The sequence below is a fragment of the Blastocatellia bacterium genome, from assembly GCA_016713405.1.
GTDB lineage: Bacteria > Acidobacteriota > Blastocatellia > Chloracidobacteriales > JADJPF01 > JADJPF01.
In genome coordinates, this window is sequence record JADJPF010000003.1 from 1 (window position 1) to 17,359 (window position 17,359).

General features: G+C 35.1%; 12 protein-coding genes and 1 pseudogene. 7 read left to right on the forward strand and 6 right to left on the reverse strand.

The features are described from left to right. Together IPK14_03335 and IPK14_03340 are read right to left on the reverse strand one after the other, a co-directional pair. Positions 1 to 1,418, reverse strand: a pseudogene (locus IPK14_03335) (N-6 DNA methylase). Further along, positions 1,415 to 4,102, reverse strand: a complete 2,688-nt coding sequence (locus tag IPK14_03340; protein MBK7992464.1) for a DEAD/DEAH box helicase family protein — start codon at positions 4,100 to 4,102, stop codon at positions 1,415 to 1,417. Before IPK14_03340 ends, IPK14_03335 begins: the two are co-directional and overlap by 4 nt. Before the next feature lie 231 nt (positions 4,103 to 4,333). Here IPK14_03340 and IPK14_03345 point away from each other — a divergent pair, with 231 nt between their 5' ends. The 4 genes from IPK14_03345 to IPK14_03360 are packed head-to-tail and all read left to right on the forward strand — an operon-like array spanning position 4,334 to position 9,515. Further along, complete coding sequence (locus IPK14_03345) at positions 4,334 to 6,094, forward strand: ATP-binding cassette domain-containing protein (GenBank protein ID MBK7992465.1); 1,761 nt, start codon at positions 4,334 to 4,336, stop codon at positions 6,092 to 6,094. A 7-nt stretch (positions 6,095 to 6,101) separates the two neighbouring features. Then, entirely contained in the window at positions 6,102 to 7,526 is a 1,425-nt protein-coding gene (locus tag IPK14_03350) for an HlyD family efflux transporter periplasmic adaptor subunit (GenBank protein MBK7992466.1), read from the forward strand. Positions 7,527 to 7,539: 13 nt separating this feature from the next. Continuing rightward, a complete protein-coding gene (locus IPK14_03355; protein ID MBK7992467.1) occupies positions 7,540 to 8,976 on the forward strand; it encodes a TolC family protein in 1,437 nt (478 codons plus the stop codon). A 35-nt stretch (positions 8,977 to 9,011) separates the two neighbouring features. Then, positions 9,012 to 9,515: a GNAT family N-acetyltransferase gene (locus IPK14_03360; protein ID MBK7992468.1), complete on the forward strand. Its 504-nt coding sequence runs from the start codon at positions 9,012 to 9,014 to the stop codon at positions 9,513 to 9,515. Here IPK14_03360 and IPK14_03365 read toward each other — a convergent pair. The 4 genes from IPK14_03365 to IPK14_03380 form a co-directional block, all read right to left on the reverse strand. Further along, positions 9,510 to 12,047 carry a response regulator gene (locus IPK14_03365; protein MBK7992469.1) on the reverse strand — a complete coding sequence of 846 codons (2,538 nt, stop codon included), beginning with the start codon at positions 12,045 to 12,047 and terminating at the stop codon, positions 9,510 to 9,512. The two genes, IPK14_03360 and IPK14_03365, sit on opposite strands and share 6 nt — an antisense overlap. A 78-nt stretch (positions 12,048 to 12,125) precedes the next feature. Then, positions 12,126 to 13,538, reverse strand: a complete 1,413-nt coding sequence (locus tag IPK14_03370; GenBank protein ID MBK7992470.1) for a sigma-54-dependent Fis family transcriptional regulator — start codon at positions 13,536 to 13,538, stop codon at positions 12,126 to 12,128. Continuing rightward, a complete protein-coding gene (locus IPK14_03375; protein ID MBK7992471.1) occupies positions 13,525 to 14,400 on the reverse strand; it encodes a GHKL domain-containing protein in 876 nt (291 codons plus the stop codon). Before IPK14_03375 ends, IPK14_03370 begins: the two co-directional genes overlap by 14 nt. Further along, the gene (locus IPK14_03380) at positions 14,384 to 15,070 is read right to left on the reverse strand and encodes a PAS domain S-box protein (protein MBK7992472.1); all 687 of its coding nucleotides are present in this window, start codon (positions 15,068 to 15,070) and stop codon (positions 14,384 to 14,386) included. The genes IPK14_03375 and IPK14_03380 overlap by 17 nt, the downstream gene beginning before the upstream one ends. Positions 15,071 to 15,381: 311 nt before the next feature. Between IPK14_03380 and IPK14_03385 the strand changes: the two genes are divergently transcribed. The 3 genes from IPK14_03385 to IPK14_03395 all read left to right on the forward strand — a co-directional run bounded on the left by IPK14_03385 (position 15,382) and on the right by IPK14_03395 (position 17,343). Continuing rightward, complete coding sequence (locus tag IPK14_03385) at positions 15,382 to 15,837, forward strand: YbjN domain-containing protein (GenBank protein MBK7992473.1); 456 nt, start codon at positions 15,382 to 15,384, stop codon at positions 15,835 to 15,837. Positions 15,838 to 16,195: 358 nt separating this feature from the next. Further along, positions 16,196 to 16,861 carry a TetR/AcrR family transcriptional regulator gene (locus IPK14_03390; protein ID MBK7992474.1) on the forward strand — a complete coding sequence of 222 codons (666 nt, stop codon included), beginning with the start codon at positions 16,196 to 16,198 and terminating at the stop codon, positions 16,859 to 16,861. Next, positions 16,858 to 17,343 carry an AMP-binding protein gene (locus tag IPK14_03395; protein ID MBK7992475.1) on the forward strand — a complete coding sequence of 162 codons (486 nt, stop codon included), beginning with the start codon at positions 16,858 to 16,860 and terminating at the stop codon, positions 17,341 to 17,343. The genes IPK14_03390 and IPK14_03395 overlap by 4 nt, the downstream gene beginning before the upstream one ends. Positions 17,344 to 17,359: the final 16 nt, after the last annotated feature.

Sequence of the window (17,359 nt, forward strand, 5' to 3'; positions counted from 1 at the left end):
TTAACAAAATTATTTCCTTCAAATCATCCACAACCGCTTCTAGTTCTGTGATTGCTTCTGTAGCTAGGTCTTGGGGTTCCGGGTAACTCGTCAGCATCCTCTAAGGACTCATCCTTAAGCCAAGTGATGTCTAGCTTATAATCTCGCTCTTTACTTCATCAATGCTAAAACAACGGAAACGCCCCTCTAAACCTGTGTCCGTGCGCTTGCTATTGCCTTTGGGTCTGCACCATAGCATTGCTCAAATTCTGCAAAATGCTCTGGGTGATAATGGTCGGTCTTTTTAGTAATTCCTGCAACATTGGAACGCCCATCAAAAATCCAGACTTTTTCTGTAGCTAATCCTTTTTGCAAAAATATCACATTAGCTTTAACACCTTGGCTATAAGGCGTAAATGTCCCACGTGGCAAGCGTAAAACCGTATGAACATTGCAATCCTGCATTAAAATCTCAAAAACTTCGCCTGCCTTGCCTTCAAATAAACAATTGTCCGGCAACACCACCGCAGCACGTCCACCCGGTTTTAATACTGTCAAAATATGTTGTAGAAAATTAAGCTGTTTGTTTGATGTGCTGATTGTAAAATCTTCGCGCTCTGGGGCCTGATTTGCTCCCTTTGTACCAAATGGCGGATTAGTCAAAATTATGTCAAAGCGTTTACTAGACGCAGGTTGATCTATTGTGTCGCCAAACTCAATTTTAGACTCAATTCCGTGCAAATAAAGATTCATCAAAGCTAGCCGACGTGGACGGGCTACTAATTCTTGCCCAAAATAAGTGTTATTTTTAATCCGTCGCGCTGTTTCACGCTCTAACGCGCCGCCTTTGGTTAGTTCAATCAACCATTCATAGGCTGCAACTAAAAAACCTCCTGTCCTGCAAGCAGGGTCGCAAATGCTAAAACCTTATGAACACGCGGATCAGGCTTGACACACCTAACAATTGATTGAATTAAAACACGAGGCGTAAAATATTGCCCAGCACCTTTTTTACCCTCGCTAGCAGCCTTTTCTAGCAATCCCTCATAGGCTTGCGCTTTTATGTCTACACCCAAAGATGTCCATTCTAGCTCATCAATTAAACCTATTAATTTCTTTAAGTTAACCGGATTATTAAAACGTGATTGCGCTCCAGAATAAATATCACCCAATAAACCTGTGGTTTTTACCTAAATTACGAAGTAAATCAATATAATATTCGCTTATTTCTGTACCACTTTTTTTTTAAGCTCGGCCAATCACATTTTTATTTAAGGAGTTGCCTTATTATCCTTCATAAATGGCATTTCAATAGCTCGCTCATCAGCCATTTTTAGGAAAAGTAGATAGGTAATTTGCTCTATATAATCGCCATAATCAATCCCATCATGCCTTAAGGTATGGCAAAATCCCCAAAGCTTTTGAACAATATCTGTCATGCTGCTATTGCCTCATTAATATTTTTGATTAGCTCAAGTAAACGACCGTTAAAAACACGGTTAGCACGTCCCCAACCACCTTCACGCGAAAGAATCGGTATAGTATCAAAATCTTCCTGATCAATCGACAAAGTTTCTACTATAGCTTTCCTGATTCGCTCTAGCCATTCTTGTTGCTCCGGCGTAAATGTTTGATTAGCAGAAACTTTTTCAATAGCTCGGTTGATGCGTTCCTCAGCTGTAAAAAGCGGTTGGTCAGATTGTGCAGCGTGTTTAACCATTGAAATAATATCAACTAAGGCTTTTTTATATTGAAATTCATGAACTTTTTGTAGATTTGCAATTGTAAAATGCTCACTTGATGAAGAAATTTTATTTTGCAGTTCGCTAAGTGCGTCTGTTCCCCAATTTTGAGGACGATTAAGCAAAATACTAATTGCATCAATTTGATTAGGATTTTCCTTAACAAACCTTTCAAAAGCTTTTAGGTAATCTTCCGGCTTATGCTCTTTGCCTAGTCCATCACGAATTAACCATTCAGAGCTAACATTATCTTGTGTTTCATAAGCGACATAAAAAACACGTTGCGGACGAGGATAATTGACTAACAGGTCTTGAAATGCTGTGTCCTTAAGTAATTTTATTGATTCAGCAAAGTTTTCTGCTAATTTTTTAGGCAAGTTTAAGGCATAAGCAGCAAGGTTGCCATCAGGAATATAAGCAGCAAACAACTCTCGCGCATCGCCTGACATTTCCTTATCAACACGTTGCAGGCGTTTTACTAAACAACGTGTGTTATAGTCACGATCTCGATTATCCCAAATATCTTTAACAAGTTGTGCAATGCTGCGAGAGGCTCTTTCCGGTGCATCAGCAGTAATTGCTGTTGCATTACGGAAATACTCTAGCAATGTGCCTCCAAAACAATCAAAAACAACAAAATGTGATTTATCTGGGTATTTTTCGCCTTTTCTTGTCCCACGTCCTAGCATTTGCTCAAACAAAATTCGAGATTTAACCGGACGTAAAAAAACAATAAATTCTAGGTCAGGAATATCCACGCCGGTAGAAAGCAAATCTACAGAAACAACAATGCTAGGCTGTGGACGGTTGCGAAACTCTCGAATGTGCTGCAAGGGTCGGTCTACACTGCCAGTAATCTTTTGGACAAATGAATTGCCTCGTCCAAAAATATCTCGGCAAATTTCTACTAGCTGATCTGCATGCGAGGTATGATCTAGATCATTAGTAGCAAAAATTAAGGTTTTAGGAAAGCGTCCATATTTTTGCTCGTGTTCTTCAGCATATTTTTTTACTTCAGCAATAATTTTTTGGTTTGAATCTGGCGAGGTGACTTTTCTTTCTAAATCTGTAGCGTCAAATTCCCTTTCAGCTTCAATAAAATCTAGTTGCTCCACACCTGTTTGTGTATCAATTACGCCTACTTGCTCATCAGCTTTTAGAAAAACTCCATTTAATCTAACGTCTGAGTTTACTGTAACAACATCATAATCAACAAGATAGCCTTCTCTAACGGCTCTTTCATACTCATAACGATAAACTACATTTTGAAAATAGCTTTTTGTGTGTGCTGCCGGTGTTGCTGTAAGTCCAATGTTGATTGCATCAAAATGATCCAAGGCTTTACGCCAAGTGGAAAGCTCCTTTGATGAATAACCGCGATGGCATTCATCAGCAATAATCAAATCAAAAGCATGAATTGGAATATCAACACGTTCGGCATCTTCATCAATAGTTTCTTCTTCGTTCTTTTGCACCTCTTCACGTCCAAAAAGATTTACAATCATCCGTTGAATGGTACAAACATAAACAAAAGCGTGTTGTGGCTTAGGGTCTAACAAATAGGACGAGGGCAACACTTTACTATCAAACGTTCTATCACCGCTTAAATCTTCCCGTCTAAAGCGTTGGCTATAAACTTCATAAATGTTATCAAACTTTAGCCCTGGCTCAGGTTCAAAAGAAGCAAACGCTTGCACAGCTTGAGCCGCTAAAGCTCTACGGTCAACTAAAAATAAAATCCTTTGAGCAACTCCAGACTTCATTAGCCGGTAAACTTGGCTTACCAAAGTAAAAGTTTTGCCTGTACCCGTCGCCATTGCTACCAACATTTTCCGCTTACGATTAACTATAGCAGTTTCAATAGCCTGGTTTGCTTCCTTTTGATATGGTCGCAAACGCTGATGAAAAGGCGACTTAGCTGGATCAAAAAACCATTGGCAAGCCTGGTCAAACTGCTTTGTTAACATTTCTCTAAGTGCATTAGGGCTATGAAACGCGCTAATTTGGCGGGATCGGTTTAGTTGGTGCCGCACATCCTCAAACCAAATAATTTCCCCATTTGTAGAGTAAAGAAATGGTACAAAACGACCATTAAAGTTAAATGGGCTATTGCCAACACCTTTAGCATAACGCTCGGCTTGAGTTAGTACATTTTGAGGGCCAAGAGTAACTTTTTTAGCTTCAACAATCCCTAAAATTTGCCCATCAACACATAGGGCGTAATCAGCCGGGCCTGTGCTAGTCGGATATTCAACAATTGCTGTGTTTTGATACCAAGCAAGCGGACGATTAGCATCAAATGGGGCTATTGTCCAACCAGCTTTTATAAGTTTAGGGTCTATTCTTTGACGGCGAGTTTGCTTTTCAGATTCTGTTTCCATAGAAATCTAGCCTTTCCTAAATAGCAGACAAGTTGTCCTAATTTTGATACAAAACTAAAATTAAACTAGCTATATACTAAAACTAAATTACTATCATAATTTAACTAAAAGTTCCAGCAAACACTCTATTTATAAGTGTTTTAGGTATCTGTGTTGAAATAAAAACTTTATTTGGTATATTAATTGATTTTGTCAGTAGCGTTTCAAAATATTTGTGTGTTTTGAGGTAATATGGGCGCAGCAAACTCAACTATACATCCTTCTCCGCTAGCTAGATTAAACCTTATGCTATGGGAAGATCGCCGAGATTTAGCAATTTTACTGGTTTATACAATAATGACTGGTCTTTTTGCTTTGGCAATCCCCCTAGCTTCACAAGCACTTGTAAACACTATTGCAGCAGGCGTTTTTCTTCAACCATTGATTGTATTAACAGCTTTAGTTTTTGTAGGCATGCTTTTTCGTGCAATTTTAAGACTCTTAAAACTATCTTTGGTTGAGCGACTTCAACAACGTATTTTTGCCCGTGTAGCAATAGATTTTGGTCAACGTTTGCCAAGAATCCGTCATTCAGCCTTGGTTAATGAGTATCCTCCAGAACTTGTAAACCGATTTTTTGATGTTCTAACAATTCAAAAAACTTGGACAAAATTGCTATTAGATGGTTTGTCAGCCGTTCTACAAGTCATAGTAGGCTTGACGTTAATGGCCTTTTATAGCCCATTGCTACTAGCTTTTGACGTTTTAATTATTTTGTTTGTCGGCTTTGTAATTGGGATTTTGGGCATTGGTGGTTTGCGAACAAGTATTGCTGAATCAGTACAAAAATATCGTGTTGCTGAATGGTTAGAAGATATTGCACGTTGTCAAACTAGCTTAAAAATTAATGGCTTTGTCTCTCATTTAGTTAATCGTGTAGATGATTTAGTTATTACTTATATCAAAGCACGTCAAAGACATTTCCGCGTTACTTTTCGTCAAGCTATGGGAAGTTATTTTTTCCAAGCTTTTGCTAGTGCTGGAATTTTAGCTATTGGCGGCTGGTTAGTTATCAATCGACAATTAACTTTAGGCCAACTTGTAGCAGCGGAATTAATTGTTGTGGCGGTGCTTTCATCGCTAGAGAAAATCATTAAACATTTAGAAGATATTTATGATTTGCTGACTGGACTAGACAAAGTTGGTCATGTAATTGATTTACCACTAGAGCGTAGCGGCGGCAAAATTCTCCCAATCAACAATGAAAAAGGCGTTAGCTTGGTTTGTCGAGGTTTGCACTTTTCTTATGCTAATGGTCAAGAAGTTATTTCAGACTTTAATTTAGAACTTCAAGCAGGTGATCAAATTAGCCTAGTAGGTGCTAGCGGTGCTGGAAAATCAACCATTGCAGCCTTGCTTTGTGGCTTATATGAACCTAGTCACGGAACAATAGAAATTAATGGTTATGATATTCAAGACATAAAACTAGATAGCCTTAGGCAAGTTGTTGCTATGGTTGCAGATGCTAATGAAATTTTTGAAGGCACGATTGAAGAAAATATTTTAGTTGGTCGTGATTGGATAAGTCATGAAGATGTCCGATGGGCTTTATCTGTAACTCAATTAACAGACGACATTACACGTATGCCACAAGGCTTAAAAACTAAGCTGGTTAGTGCTGGTGCTAATCTTTCTCGTGGTCAAATACAAAGGCTTTTAATTGCTCGTGCTATTGTTGATCATCCACAGCTATTAATACTTGATGAAGCTTTTTCTAGCATTGATGAGAGAACAAAACTAAAAATCCTAGACGAAATATTTGATAAAAAATATGGCTGGACAATTATTGATATCTCTCATGACCCGACAGTAATTATGCGTACCAAAATGGTTTATGTTATGGGCGAAGGGAAAATTCTTGAGTTTGGTACACCAAAGAATTTAACACGTTATTATCAAGGTGCATTTCTAGATCTTTTCCCAACATTACTTCAAACAACTGCTAGGAGATAAAGGAGATATGGTGGCAACTGAAAACCCAATCAAAACAGATACAAAAGAAAACCTTGAGCTAGCACAAAGTCCAAAAGCTTTGGCCCTAATTAATGACAAAGCTTATGGGTTAAAGTCACTTAATTTGACTTCTACACCTAACACATTACGCAATCTAGCTATGTTGCTAATATTAATTTTAGCTTTAATCATTAATGGATTAATTTTTATTCCTTGGCAGCAAACTGTTGTTGGAAATGGGAAAATAATAATTTTTTCCCCAATGGATAGACCACAAAATATTGAAGCACAAATACCTGGTAGAATAATTAAGTGGGACGTTTATGAGGGTCAAATTGTCAAGGAAGGTGACATAATTGCCGAACTGTCAGACATTGACTCAAAGTTTTTAGATTCTAATCAGGTTGGCCGTTTAGAAAAACAAAAAGAGATGTTGCAATCTCGTCGTAGTGCTGCAATGACACGCAGTGCCGCGCTTGAAGAGCAATATAAATCACTAAATCAATCTAGGAATGTAGCAATTCCAACAGCCGGCGAACGAGCTAAACAAACTGAAGATAGATTGCGAGCGGCTGAACAAATGGTTAAAGCGGCTGAACAAAATTTGATGACATCTGAGCTTAATTTTAAGCGTATTGGTGAGCTAAACGAAAAAGGCTTGCGATCTAATCGAGATCGTGAACTTTCAGAACTTGATTTTATTCGTGCTAAAACTGAGCTAGAACGCGCACAAGCAATGCTTGAAATTGCTAAAAGTGACACAACTGTTGGAAGATTAGACCAGGTTAAAGTAGCTAGCGACACGGCTGCAACGCTAAATAATATAGAAGCGTCAATGGCTTCTGTCCAAGAAACTATGGCATCAATTAACAATGATTTACTTAAATTAGAGATAGATTTGCAAAATATGCGTGTACGAAGCACACAACAAATTATTCGCGCTCCTAGAAATGGGCAAATAGTCCGGTTGTTAAAAGTTGGTGCTGGTGAAACAGTCAAAGCTGGGGATGTGCTAGCAGTTATTGCACCACAAACTAATGATCAAGCTGTAGAACTTTATGTTTCTGACAATGATGCTCCATTAGTTTCTGTAGGTTCTCCTGTACGTTTGCAATTTGCTGGTTGGCCTGCAATTCAATTTTCTGGCTGGCCTTCAATTGCTGTAGGCACATTTGGCGGACGTGTAGCAGTTATTGACCCTGTAGATGATGGCAAAAGTCGTTACAGAATAATTGTAAAAGCTGACCAAGAATTAATTGCTAGTGGTAAAGACGACCCTTGGCCCGATGCCAGATATCTGCGCCCCGGTGCAGAAGTAAGCGGATGGGTAATGCTTAACACAGTCTCGCTTGGCTTTGAGCTATGGCGACAATTTAATGGTTTTCCTCCAACAATAGAACTTGAATCCTTAAAAGATAAAGGTAAAAAGTAGGAGATTAACCAAGATGAAAAACATAGTTTTAGCAGTTTTAACTCTAATTATTTTGCTATTTAACTCTGTTGCTATTTATGCTCAAGTTGATAGTTTTAATAATAATCAGAAAAATAACTTGACACCTTTATTTTTAGAGTCGGTGCTTAAACAAGTTGATTTTAATCATCCTAAATTAATAGGAATGAATATTGAGCGCAAAATAGCATCAGCTAAATTACTAGAAAAACAAGGTGCTTTTGACCCTACGCTTTCTTTTAATAGTGAATATATTCGATTTAATAGCACTACAACTAGAGGAAAGCTTAGATCTACATTTCAAAATGAAGTTGTTATGGAAATTACAACTAGAGCAGGATTAAAGTTTTTAGCAGGTTCTCGTTTTAATCTTGGTAGTGTTAAATCTCCCCTTTCTTCAACAGGCGATGCAGGAGAATATTTTGGTGGGATAAAAATGCCTTTTCTTCGTGGTGCAAGAATTAATGAAAAGGCGGCAGCAGAAAACCAAGCTAAATTAGGCGAATCTTTGGCAACAACAAACTTTGAAGAAGTACGACTTGAATTACTTAAAAAAGCTAGTGATAGTTATTGGGATTGGGTTGCAGCTAAAAGACGTTTAGATGTTGCAAATAATATTTATAATTTGGCTAAATTTCGTTTTGAAGCTGTCCAAGAGCGTGTCAAACTAGGCGATTTACCAAAAATAGATGGGGTAGAAGCTGAACAAGAACTACAACGCCGACAAGGAAATATTATTAAAGCTGAACGGGATTTGCAAAAGGCTGCTTTTAAGTTATCGCTTTTTCTGTGGGATGATAGAGGCATTCCAGAGGACACACCCTCCCCTGAACGTGTTCCAGTTTATTTTGGGAGTATTATACGCTTTACAGATGAGCAGCTTAATTTAGGCAAAATGTCGGCTATGGCGCGTCGGCCTGAACTACGAGCAATTAATATTAATCAAGACATTAGCAAAATAGACTTTAATCTAGCTTCTAATCAGCGTATGCCTGTTTTAGACTTGTTTGTTGTGCCGGGCCGAGACACCGGAATTGACTCTGTAGGAAATACATTAAAATTTGGTGTTAATATTGTCTTGCCTTTAAGACAACGTACAGCAGAAGGAAAAATGGCGGCTGCAAGGCTTAAAATAGATAAGCTTTCTGTAGAGCAAAGAGCCGAGCAACAACGAATAGTAACCGAAGTAGCAGACGCTATTTCTGCTATTAATACAACTTATGATCGATATATGGTAGCTTTGAAAGAAGTGAATTTGGCTAGAGAATTAGAACGTGGTGAGCGTCAAAAATTTGATTTAGGCGATAGCACAATATTTTTAGTTAACCAACGTGAGCGAGCAACTGCTGAGGCAGAAGTAAAATTAGTTGATATTGAAGCCGAGTACCAACAAGCTGTTGCTGCTTATCGTGCTGCTACTGCACAATTTTAGATTTGCTAAATTAAAGTTTTCAAAGGAAGCTGCTAATGAGCATAGAAAACAATATAAATGTTAGAGAAGCAAGAGTAGAAGATATAGAAACACTGTGTAAAATACGCAATAATGAAGAATTATTTAGAGGATATTTAGATGAATGCCAAGGAGGAAAAGCATATTTTTTGGTAGCAGAAATAGAAGAAAAAATAGCTGGTTTTGGCCTAGTTTATTTAGACATAACAAAAACAGGGAAAAAGAAATCTCATTTGCCAAAACTAAGCGATTTGTATGTTACCGAAAGTTACAGAAACAAAGGTGTTGCAACAACTTTAGTTAAATTTAGAGAATCACTTGCAATACAATATGGGCATTCTCAAATATATGTTAGTATAGATCCTAATGAAAGCCCTGAAATGATTAATTTAGCTAAAAAACTTGGCTATCTCCCATTACAAACAGATCCTTATCCTGTTACAGCTACCTTTTATGATCATCAAGGCCAAGCTTATGAAAAAACATACTTTAGGCTAGATTTCAAAAAATCCTTACTATAATTTTGATAAAGGCTCGTATGAATTTAATATTTTATTTAACTCATCAAAATTTATCGGTTTAGTAATAAAGTCATTCATTCCAACAATAAAGCATTTTTCCTTAAATTCTGTAATTGCATGAGCAGTCATAGCAATAATTGGGATATTGCAATTTTCATCACCTGCTGCACCAGCACGGATGGTTTCTGTAGCAGTTAATCCATCCATTTTTGGCATTTCTATATCCATTAAAATTAGGTCAATCGTATTGTTTTTTAGCTGTTGAATTACTTCTTCGCCATTAGTAGCAACAATTACTTTATGTGATAATTTTTCTAACAGCTTGGTAGCTACTTTACGATTTATTAATTCATCTTCTGCCAACAAAATTCTTAGACTTTTATTAGCTTGTTTAATCAATGGGATACTTTTGTCAGAATGTGTTTTGCTTACTTTACTTTCTTCTGACAGTGCTAGCGTTAATTCAAAAGAAAAAATACTACCTTTATTAACTTCACTATCTAGCTTAATAGTGCTATCCATTAATTCTATTAATTGTCTGCAAATAGCAAGTCCCAGGCCAGTACCACCATATTCTCGTGTGGTAGAGCTTTCTGCTTGGCTAAAATTTTCAAATATTTGATCTTGTTTTTCTGGAGCAATACCAATACCAGTATCAGCAATGGCAAAATAAATAGTTGTGCGTTCTTTAGTTATTTTTAATTGTTTAGCTGTTAAAGTAATAGATCCTTTTTCTGTAAATTTAATAGCATTATTTAGTAAATTAACTAATACTTGACGCAAGCGTATAGAATCACCTTTAACATATTTTGGTAAATCTGTAGATTTATCTAACTCTAACAGCAAATTTTTTTGCTTAGTCTGAACATTAAATATCTGTATAATATTATCTAGTAACTCTACCAGATTAAAATCTACTATTTCTAATTCTAGTTTTCCTGCCTCTATTTTTGATAAATCTAAAATATCATTGATTATTCCTAATAGATGGTGTGATGAATGGTTAACTATTTGTAAGTTTTCTTTCTGTTGTTCAGTTAGGTTAGTATCTAATGTCAAATTAGTCATTCCAATAATAGCATTCATTGGTGTTCTAATTTCGTGGCTCATTTTGGCTAAAAATAGACTTTTGGCCTTACTTGCCATTTCTGCTTGTTGTTTAGCCAAAAGTAGTTCTTCTGTACGTTCTGCAACACGTTTTTCTAATTCTTTGTTCATTGCTTGTAAAGTAGTATTTAATTGGTTTTGCAAATATAGAGCTTGTTCTTTTTGTTGAAGTGTTTGTGTTTGTGCTTGTGTAGTTTCTTCTTTTAAGGTGTTTATCTGATCTGCTAGTGCTAATGACCAAAAAAGCGTTGTTAAAACAATCCCTACCTGATATCCATGTTCAATTATCGTGTTACTAGGAAGTAAAGAAAAAATAAATGCAATACGAGCAAAAACGGGTAAAATCAGCGGCACCCAAGCTAATATATAGTAGCGTGTTTGACGATAGCCTTTTTGCCAAACTATTAAAGAAATAGTTAAACAGACAACAGAAGTAATTATTCCTAAAATATTTATTACTTGGCTTAATAAACCATAGCTAATAAATGGAATAGCTAATAACGACATTAAAAATAAAGCTATTAAAATTAAAACTACTTGATAGGCATAAAAAAGGGTTTCCTTTATATGTAGAAAAGCTGCTGTAAATTTTAGAAAAGTAATAAATATTAAAATAGTGCTTAAAGGAACTAAAAAAGCTATAGAACTTTTTGTTGTAGGCCAAACATATTGTTGTCCCAGTCCATCAAATGAAACTTGAAATAAAGTTACACTTAGCAAAAATAAAACATAATATAAATAGCTTTTCTCTCTTAAATGATAAAACAAAAATAGATGATATCCTGCTATTGCTAGTAAACAGCCGTAAAATAAACCCATTAATAAATAATCTAGTGTTTGTTTTTGTAAAAATAGCTCTAAGGATTGAATTGTTAAGGATATAACCATTACAGCTTGGCTTTGGTAGCGTAAATAAATAATTTTTTCTTGATTATCATCAAAGGTGAGATTAAAAACTAACAACCTAGATTCAATTTCTCGACTAGTAAAAGGTTCTAATGTACCTACTTTAATATGCTTAAAATCCCGATTATTATTTGATTGGTAAAAATCTAAAAAATGTGTATTAGGATAATTGCTAACTAATAACCATTTTTTACTTAAATCACTATTATTTTTAACACGAAATCTAACCCAATAGGTGTTGCGAGTAAAACCAAAGTTAGGAATTTTTTTGTCATTAGCAATAAATTTACTGTCATATTCTAAAGAGCTAACCTGTTGAATAGTTAGTTCATTAGTAGGATCTACTAGTATTTCTAAATTCAACCCTAATATATATTGTGTAATACTATCGCTTAAATCCAAAGTAGTTTTGCTGATTAAAGCCTTATCGCTCTCTATTGATTGGCAATAACTTACTGTAGTAAGTAGTAAAAAAAACAGCCAAGCAATTCCCAATACTTTAAGGATAAATTTAAGCATTTATTGGCCCAACTTTAGCTAAAAACCTTACCTAATGGATAATTTGGTGGAACAAAGAAAATCTTTTTTTAGATTTAATTAATTTAATACATCTTTTTCAATGTTATATTTTTTGATTTTCAAGTAAAGAGAATTTCTTGATAGTCCAAGTTTTTTTGCTGCTGGCTCAACACGGCCATTAGTGCTTTTCAGGACTCGCTCAATATGTCGTTTTTCATTTTCTTCAAGTGTTAAACTTGTATCATCTAATGCAGCTATATTAGTAGGTGTGTTAACTGTGCTAACAAGTTGATTAGCTGATAAAGTTTGGGGTTGAGACGCTTTAGAAGGAAAATCTAAGAGCAAATCTTTGTCCGTTAAAACTTCGCTATTGCTAAATAAAACTGCACGCTCTAACACATTTCTTAGTTGGCGAATATTTCCCGGCCAATGATAGCTTTGTAATGCTTTTTCTGCTGTTACAGAGAGTGTAATTTCCTTATGTTTTAATGGAGAAAGTTCTTTTAATAAATGTTTGGCTATGATTGGAATATCAGTCACTCGGCTTCGTAAAGCAGGAGTTTCTAAAGGAATTGTGCTAATACGAAAATAAAGGTCGCTACGAAATTTCTTTTCTTCCACAAGTTGGTTTAAGTCCTGATGTGTAGCGGCAATTAGACGAACATCTACTTGACGATCTGCGGTGCTTCCAAGTCTACGGAAGCGTTTTTCTTCTAAAACTTTTAGTAACTTAGGTTGAATTTGTGGATCAACATCTCCAATTTCATCTAAAAATATTGTTCCACGATGTCCAACTTCAAAAAGCCCTGCTTTGCTAGAAACTGCACTGGTAAAAGCACCTTTTTCATGTCCAAAAAGTTCTGTTTCTAAAAACTCTTTTGTTAGTCCAGCACAATTAAGATCTACAAATGCTTCATCTGATCGAGAGCTATTTTCATGAATCCATTTTGCTAAAACTCCTTTGCCAGTGCCGGTTTCACCTAAAATTAAAATTGGACTATCAGCATTTATTACCCGTTCAACTCTTTCTTTTAACTGTTGAATTAAAGGGCTACTACCTAAAAATGGATTTAAGCTTTTTCTAGCTTGTTGGGTTTTATTGGCTATTAATTTTTGTCGGTTCCGATGGTTTTCTAAAAGTCTTTCAAGTATGACTAAAAGTGCTGGTAGTTCAATAGGTTTAGTTAAAAATTGTTCTGCACCTTGTTTGATGGCTTTTACAGCAAGTTCTATTGAGCCATGAGCCGTTAAGATAAGCAGTGGGACATCTGGCGCGATTTCCTTAAAAATAGAAAGTAGGTCTAGTGCTGTTCCATCCGGTAAAGAATAATCAATTATTGCTGCATCAGGTTGGGAGTTACGAAAAATTTCTTTTGCTTTTTCACAATTAAAAGCTTCTAAAACATTATAACCTTTTGACCCTAAAAACTTACGTATACCAAATCTAATGCCTGGTTCATCATCTACAACTAAAATTTTATTTCTTGACATTTATTTTCTTTCCCTCATTAATTACTGGAAGTAAAACACTTACTTCAGCACCGCCTTTAGGATTATTATCAGCAAAAACTTTGCCTTTGTGTTGTTCAACAATTTTTTGAACTATAGGCAAGCCTAGGCCCGTACCACCTGGACGACGAGAATAAAATGGGTCAAAAATTTTTAGTAAATCTTCTTGACTAAATCCTGGCCCAGAGTCTTGGACAATTATTTTTAACCAATTTTTGTCATCTTCTGCTAAAACACTTACTATAATTATTACTTTAGAATTTTTAGGAGAATGATTAATAGCATTATCTAACAGATTTTGAAAGACTTGTACAAGCCGAGTTTCATCTAGTAAAATTTGTGGCAAATTATTTGATATTTGAAGATCTATTTGTACTTTTTTTTGGCTTGCTAAGTGTTCACAAAATTTAATTGCTTCTGTAATAACTAAATTAATTGTGCTAGGCAAAAGCTTTTGACTAGCAGGTTTTCCATACTCTAGCAAATCTTTCATTAATTGAGTTAGCCGGTTTAACTCGCTATGTAAAATATCTAAATATTCTTTATATTCTGGATGTTCTGGAAAGTCTTCTTCAAAAGCTTCTAGCGTCGCACTCATACTAAAAAGCGGGTTGCGGACTTCGTGAGCAACTCCAGCAACAAGTGAACCTAGAGCAGACATTATTTCACTACGACGCAAAGATTCTTGTAGCTCTACTAATTTAGTAATATCTTTGGCTACAACAATTACTCGCTCAGACTCTGCTGCTTTGGAAAAACTAATAGCAAGATCCCAAGTTTTTTTAACATCTTGTATTTGATAAGAAATAGCTTTTAGTTCAGTGTTTTTAATATTTTTTAGCATTCTTAAGACAATCTAAAATTTGTTTCCAAGGTTGATAGCTTGATAAATCCTTTAGATTAAACCCAATAATTTTATTTTGAGTTTGTTCTTTAGCTAGTTCTTCGGCTGCTTTATTAAGTCGAACTATTTTCCAAGTATTGTCTAAAATAATAATTGGTGATTCAATAGCGGTAAAAGTCAATTGTAATTCTTGTGCAACAGCTTCAACAGAAATTTGTAATTGCTCTTGTTCTTCAATTAGACGTTTTTTTTCCGTCATATCACGGGTAACTTTAGCAAATCCTATTAATTGGCCTACTTCATTTCTAACAGGAGAAATATTTACATTTGCCCAAAACTTTGAACCATCCTTGCGTAGCCGCCAGCCTTCTCTTTCAAAATGGCCTTCCTTTACTGCTGTGTCCAAGCCAAATTGAGGTAAATCTTTTTCTTGATCTTCTAGTGTGTAAAAACAAGAAAAATGCTTGCCTATTATCTCTGAAGCCTTATAGCCTTTGATGTTTTCTGCCCCATCATTCCAGCTAATTACATAACCATTTTTATCCAGCATATAAATGGCATAATCCTTAACACTTTGCACTAGCAAGCGAAAAGAATGATCATAGTAAATATCTGCTAATAGTTGTCGGTGTTCTTGAATAGCTTTTTTAGGTATTTTTTCGTTTTTCATACTTTATAAATACATCAAAACTTGTGCCAAAAATAAATTTAGCTTAAAAACTTATTTTTTCCTAAAAATTAGAAAAGTTGTCTTAAATTTAAGACAAAAAAATATTATCTAAAAATTACTATCTCTAACTAGTTCTAAAATATGGCGGTTATTATAAGTAAATATTTTAAGTATTTTGGCACTTATATTGCTAAGCATTAAAAATATCTATTTCTCTTACTCCCCCAAAAGAGGACAAATAAATGAGCGTATTAATTGTAGATAAAGCAAAAAATCAAGTAAAAGATAAAATAAATAAAAATATTCCAAAAATGGAGTTTAAGTCAAAAGCTCAAAAAGCATGTTATGAAAAAATTAAACCATGGATTGAAGAACTATTTAAAGAAATTGTTGTAGCAGATAAATTTATCCCTCTATTTTCTATTCCTTTTCGTTCTGCAATTACTCATATAATAGTTAACCCATGGTATGATGATGCGGTAATTACTACTAGAGCTTATGTAGTCTATGGAGCTAACTTAACACCAGAGCTACTGTATTTTTTACTAAGAAAAAATGTAGCTATGCGTTTTGGAGCTTTTGGAATTGATGAAGATGGAGAAATAATTTTTGAACATAATATTGTTGGCTCAACTTGCGATAAGGAAGAATTAAATGCTTCTGTAATAGAAGTAATGAGAATGTCAAACAAATATGATGATGAGATTGTAAATAAATGGGGTGGACAAAGGGCAATAGATTTAATTAAACAACCTTTTATAGTGTAGTAACTTTATATAACGTGCCAAGTTAGTACAATTAACTAGTAGATCTTAAGAGTTAAAACTTAGAAGTTAAAATTTTAACTTCAACAAAATTTTAACTTTTGGATCCTACTAGTTATTTTTTTGTTAAAAACTTTTTCTAATAAACTGACTATGGAGTCAGTTTATTACCATCCAAGGTTTTCTCTTACTGATATAACCCATTTATAATAAGCTATATACAGACACGGAATAAAATACCCGAAAGTCAAATAAAAAATCTTGAATTTTATTTCTTGGAATAGTAGTATGAATGGGGCTTCATTTCTGGGCATAATTAAAAAACTAAGTAATTAAATTTTAACCTATATTTGGGGGCTGGATGACTACCAACAGACCTTCGTTAAATAAACCTATATCTCAGGTTAATAGACCTTCGTTAAATAAACCTCTTACAGAGGTAATTGCCGCTGGCCCAACGGCAGACAAATATGAATCTATTCTTTTAGCAGCAATTAGAGTTTTTGCTAGAAATGGATTTTTTAATTCTAAAGTAGCCGATGTTGCTAAAGATGCTGGTGTTGCAGATGGCACAGTTTATCTTTATTTCAAAAATAAAGAAGACCTACTTATTTCCATTTTTAATTACATAATAGATGAAGCCATTGAAACTGCTCGTAAAGAACTAACCTTATTAACTGCACCTGATGAACAAATTCGTAAATTAGCACACTTACATCTTAACTTGATGGGGAGGGATGAAAACCTAGCTAAAGTATTTCAAGTAGAACTGCGGCAATTAAAATTTATGGAGCAGTTTTCTACAACAAAATTAAGTATTTATTTTGAGTTTATACGCACAGCAGTTGACCGAGGACAACAGCTAGGAGTTTTTCGTACAGGTATTAACTCACAAATTGCGGCAAAAGTCCTTTACGGCGCGTTAGATGAGATGGTGACTAACTGGATTTTAAGTAAGAAAGAATATAATCTATCAGATATGGCTGATCCTGTTGTTGACATCTTCTTGAATGGAGTAAAAAAATGAGTGCAACCGCAATAAGTGAAATAAAAACTTTTCCCGGCAAACCCTCGACCCTCGTCCAAGTCTTGCACCATGCTTTAGACAATTTTAGTAAAAAAGCAGCATTTCACTACAAGCAAGGTGGAAAATGGAAAAGTGTCTCCTATGGTGAGGTAGCAATGCGTATTCGCCATACAGCATTAGGGCTTCATAAATTAGGAATAGTTCATGGCGATAGAATTTCTTTAATGGCTGAAAGCTCTGTAGACTGGGTTGTTGCTGACTTTGGTTCGCTAGCAACTGGAGCCGCAGACGTTCCTATTTATCCAACTTTAACAGCAAAACAAGCCGCTTATATTATTAGAGATAGCGGATCACAAATAATCTTTATTTCTAATGAAGGACAACTTAAAAAAGTCTTAGAAGTTATTGATGAACTTCCTGAACTAAAAAAATTGTCGTCTTTGGTGATTACAATGCGAGTTTATTTAAAAACCCAAACCTAGTAATTAAACTTAAAGA

Coding starts and splice junctions, on each gene's coding strand:
- IPK14_03340 (MBK7992464.1), bottom strand. CDS start 4,102: ATGGAAACAGAATCTGAAAAGCAAACTCGCCGTCAAAGAATAGACCCT.
- IPK14_03345 (MBK7992465.1), top strand. CDS start 4,334: ATGGGCGCAGCAAACTCAACTATACATCCTTCTCCGCTAGCTAGATTA.
- IPK14_03350 (MBK7992466.1), top strand. CDS start 6,102: ATGGTGGCAACTGAAAACCCAATCAAAACAGATACAAAAGAAAACCTT.
- IPK14_03355 (MBK7992467.1), top strand. CDS start 7,540: ATGAAAAACATAGTTTTAGCAGTTTTAACTCTAATTATTTTGCTATTT.
- IPK14_03360 (MBK7992468.1), top strand. CDS start 9,012: ATGAGCATAGAAAACAATATAAATGTTAGAGAAGCAAGAGTAGAAGAT.
- IPK14_03365 (MBK7992469.1), bottom strand. CDS start 12,047: ATGCTTAAATTTATCCTTAAAGTATTGGGAATTGCTTGGCTGTTTTTT.
- IPK14_03370 (MBK7992470.1), bottom strand. CDS start 13,538: ATGTCAAGAAATAAAATTTTAGTTGTAGATGATGAACCAGGCATTAGA.
- IPK14_03375 (MBK7992471.1), bottom strand. CDS start 14,400: ATGCTAAAAAATATTAAAAACACTGAACTAAAAGCTATTTCTTATCAA.
- IPK14_03380 (MBK7992472.1), bottom strand. CDS start 15,070: ATGAAAAACGAAAAAATACCTAAAAAAGCTATTCAAGAACACCGACAA.
- IPK14_03385 (MBK7992473.1), top strand. CDS start 15,382: ATGGAGTTTAAGTCAAAAGCTCAAAAAGCATGTTATGAAAAAATTAAA.
- IPK14_03390 (MBK7992474.1), top strand. CDS start 16,196: ATGACTACCAACAGACCTTCGTTAAATAAACCTATATCTCAGGTTAAT.
- IPK14_03395 (MBK7992475.1), top strand. CDS start 16,858: ATGAGTGCAACCGCAATAAGTGAAATAAAAACTTTTCCCGGCAAACCC.